This window comes from Klebsiella sp. MS 92-3 (assembly GCF_000195655.1).
GTDB classification, from domain to species: domain Bacteria; phylum Pseudomonadota; class Gammaproteobacteria; order Enterobacterales; family Enterobacteriaceae; genus Klebsiella; species Klebsiella pneumoniae.
The window spans coordinates 105,049-108,750 of the sequence record NZ_GL882869.1; the positions used below are offsets into that span (position 1 = coordinate 105,049).

Annotated in this window: 3 protein-coding genes; all 3 read left to right on the top strand. The window is 61.3% G+C overall.

Going from position 1 to position 3,702, the window contains the following annotated elements:
- A partial coding sequence (locus HMPREF9538_RS00960) for an alpha-ketoglutarate-dependent dioxygenase AlkB (RefSeq protein WP_009486437.1) occupies positions 1-365 on the top strand: 365 nt, incomplete at its 5' end.
- 74 nt (positions 366-439) lie between these two features.
- Positions 440-2,083, top strand: a complete 1,644-nt coding sequence (locus HMPREF9538_RS00955) for a multidrug ABC transporter permease/ATP-binding protein (protein ID WP_004184919.1) — start codon at positions 440-442, stop codon at positions 2,081-2,083.
- 148 nt (positions 2,084-2,231) lie between these two features.
- Complete coding sequence (gene mgtE / locus HMPREF9538_RS00950) at positions 2,232-3,668, top strand: magnesium transporter (protein ID WP_002912996.1); 1,437 nt, start codon at positions 2,232-2,234, stop codon at positions 3,666-3,668.
- The last annotated feature ends 34 nt before the right edge of the window (positions 3,669-3,702 follow it).

Sequence of the window (3,702 nt, forward strand, 5' to 3'; positions counted from 1 at the left end):
GGGCGGGGGGGGGGGGGGGGCCCGCCGCCGGCGGCTACCCGGAGTTTTCCCCCGACGCCTGTTTGATTAACCGCTATTGTCCTGGCGCAAAACTGTCGTTGCATCAGGATAAAGATGAACAGGATCTGCGGGCGCCGATTGTCTCGGTCTCGCTGGGCTTGCCGGCTATCTTTCAGTTTGGCGGCTTGCAACGCAGCGACCCGCTGCAGCGGCTGCTGCTGGAGCATGGCGATGTGGTGGTCTGGGGCGGCGAGTCGCGCCTGTTTTATCATGGCATTCAGCCGCTGAAAGCGGGGCATCATCCGGAAACGGGCGACTGTCGTTACAATCTCACCTTCCGACAGGCGGGCGGTCGCCAGTATTAAAATAAGAATTATTCTTGATGTCATCGGCGAGCCGTTTAAACTGCTGGCTGTTTTGCTTTTGCGGATAGCCTGTTATGGAACTTCTCTCTCTCGTCTGGCGCCAGTACCGCTGGCCGTTTCTGGGCGTTATTGCTCTCAGCCTGCTCAGCGCTGCGCTGGGTATCGGCTTAATCGCTTTCATTAACCTGCGTCTGATTACCGCTGTCGATACCTCGCTGCGGGTCCTGCCGGAGTTTCTTGGTCTGCTGGGGCTGCTGATGGCGGTGACCCTGGGTTCGCAGCTGGCGCTAACCACCCTCGGCCACCATTTTGTCTATCGTCTGCGCGGTGAGTTTGTTAAACGCATCCTCGATACCCAGATTGAACAAGTAGAGAAGATCGGCAGCGCGTCGCTGCTTGCCGGGCTGACCAGCGATATCCGCAATATCACCATCGCCTTTGTGCGCCTGCCGGAGCTGGTGCAGGGGATCATTCTCACCTTCGGCTCCGCGGCCTACCTCGCCTGGCTGTCAGGAAAAATGATGCTGGTGACGGCGCTGTGGATGGCGCTCACCATCTGGGGCGGCTTTGTGCTGGTCTCGCGGGTGTACAAACATATGGCCAGCCTGCGCGAAACGGAAGATAAACTGTATCACGACTATCAGACGGTGCTGGAGGGGCGTAAAGAGCTGACCCTCAACCGCGAGCGCGCGGAGTATGTGTTTAACCAGCTCTACCTCCCGGACGCCCGGGAGTACCGGCACCATATCGTTCGCGCCGATACCTTCCACCTCAGCGCGGTCAACTGGTCGAATATTATGATGCTTGGCGCCATCGGGCTGGTGTTCTGGATGGCCAACAGCCTCGGCTGGGCCGATACCGCCGTGGCGGCGACCTATTCCCTGACGCTGCTGTTTCTGCGCACGCCGCTGCTCTCCGCCGTCGGCGCGCTGCCCACGCTGCTCAGCGCCCAGGTGGCGTTTAACAAGCTGCGTCAGTTCTCCCTCGCCCCGTACCGGGCCGACTTTCCCCGGCCGCAGGCGCATCCTGACTGGCAGACGCTGGAGCTGCGCGATGTCACCTTCCATTATCCGGACCAGCGCTTTGCGGTAGGGCCGCTTAATCTGACGCTGAAGCGCGGCGAGCTGGTGTTTCTGATAGGCGGCAACGGCAGCGGCAAGTCAACGCTGGCGATGCTCCTGACCGGCCTGTACCAGCCAATATCCGGTCAGATCCTCGTCGACGGCCAGCCGCTGGCGGCGGAGAGGCCAGAGGAGTACCGCAAACTGTTTTCCGCAGTGTTTACCGACGTCTGGCTGTTTGACCGCCTGCTCGGGCCGCAGGGCGAGGAGGCCGATCCGGCGCTGGTGGCGACATGGCTGGAGCGTCTGCAAATGGCCCACAAGCTGCAGCTGGAGAACGGAAAAATCGCCGACCTGAGGCTGTCGAAAGGGCAGAAGAAGCGCGTGGCGCTCCTGCTGGCGCTGGCCGAGTCCCGGGACATCATTCTGCTGGATGAATGGGCGGCGGATCAGGATCCGCATTTCCGCCGCGAGTTCTACCAGGTCCTGCTGCCGCTGATGCAGCAGATGGGCAAAACCGTGTTCGCCATCAGCCATGACGATCACTACTTCCAGCACGCCGATCGTCTGCTGGAGATGCGCGCTGGCCAGCTCGCCGAACTTACCGGCGAAGAGCGGGAACAGGCTTCCCGCGATGCGGTGGCCCGTACGGCCTGATTCACAACGCGCGCCCGGAAAAGCCCGGGCGCCGCTGAAATTTTCAGCGTCTACATCGCTGACGGTTATTATTTCCCCCTCCTCGCGCTATGCTTAAGGCTTCCGGCCCGCAGGCCGGCTCACCATTCTCAAAAGGATTGCCCGATCGATGTCCGTTTTGCATAAAAAAAGCGCCCGCTTGCGTGACGAAGAGCGCGCCCGTCTGATTTGGCTCTTGAGCACCGATAAAGCGGTGACTTCCGCGCTGCTGGGCAAACTGACGCTGGCTGAGCGCTATGATGAAGGGACGCTGGCCGATGACCTGGCCGAAGTGGAAATGCTGGTCTCGCATCTGCCGCCGCCGGATCTCGCCGATGCGCTGGAAGCGCTTCCCTATGACGCCCGCACCGCGCTATGGTGCCTGGTGCCCGACGATAAACGCGGCGAAGTGCTGCTGGAGGCCTCAGAGAACGTCTGGGGCGACCTGATCGACAAGATGAGCGACCCCGAGCTGCTGCAGGCCATGCAGCCGCTGGATATCGATGAACAGGTTTACCTGCTGCAGCATCTGCCGCGCAACCTGACCGGACGGCTGCTGGCGACCCTGCCGGCCGAGAAGCGCGCCCGTATTCGCCAGATTATGCGCTACGCCGACAACAGCGTCGGGTCGATCATGGAGTTTGAGGTCATTACGGTGCGACCGGAGGCCACCCTGGCGGCGGTGCAGCGCTATCTGCGGCGTCTCGGTAAAATGCCGGAAAACACCGATAAGCTGTTCGTTACCACCCGTAACAAGCTGCTGCTCGGCGAGCTGGAGCTGCAGACCATTCTGCTCAATGATGCGCAGAAGCGGGTGGGGGAGGTGATGGAGGGCGACCCGGTCACCTTTCAGCCGCACGAAGAGGCGGAGAAGGTGGCGCGCACCTTCGAACGTGATGACTTGCTCAGCGCCGCCGTCATTGATGCCGACGGCAAGCTGATCGGGCGCCTGACCATCGATGAGATCGTCGATGTGGTTTATGAAGAAACCGATAACGATCTGCGGCGGATGGGCGGCCTGAGCGATGAAGAGGATGTCTTCGCCCCGGTTAGCAAAGCGGTGAAAACCCGCTGGGCATGGCTGGCGGTCAATCTGTGTACGGCGTTTATTGCTTCCCGGGTCATCGACGGCTTCGAACACACCATTTCACAGCTGGTGGCGCTGGCCTCGCTGATGCCGATCGTCGCCGGGATCGGCGGCAACACCGGCAACCAGACGATCACCATGATCGTCCGGGCGATGGCGCTGCAGCAGATCCAGCCCGGCAGCTTTACCTTTCTGATCCTGCGTGAAATGGGCGTTGCGCTGATTAATGGCCTGGTGTGGGGCGGGATTATGGGGGCCATCACCTGGTGGCTGTATGACGATCCGCAGCTCGGCGGGGTGATGACGCTGGCCATGATGCTCAACCTGCTGATGGCGGCAATGATGGGCGTGATAATCCCGATGGTCATGGTGAAGTTGGGGCGTGACCCGGCGGTCGGCTCCAGCGTAATGATCACCGCCATCACCGACACCGGCGGCTTCTTTATTTTTCTGGGTCTGGCGACGCTGTTTCTAATGTAGCCTGCGCTTTTGCCCGCAGGCGGCGGGGGGTGGT

Bases quoted from the DNA above. Each gene is read 5' to 3' on its own strand.
- HMPREF9538_RS00955 (WP_004184919.1), top strand. From the start codon at position 440: ATGGAACTTCTCTCTCTCGTCTGGCGCCAGTACCGCTGGCCGTTTCTG.
- mgtE (WP_002912996.1), top strand. From the start codon at position 2,232: ATGTCCGTTTTGCATAAAAAAAGCGCCCGCTTGCGTGACGAAGAGCGC.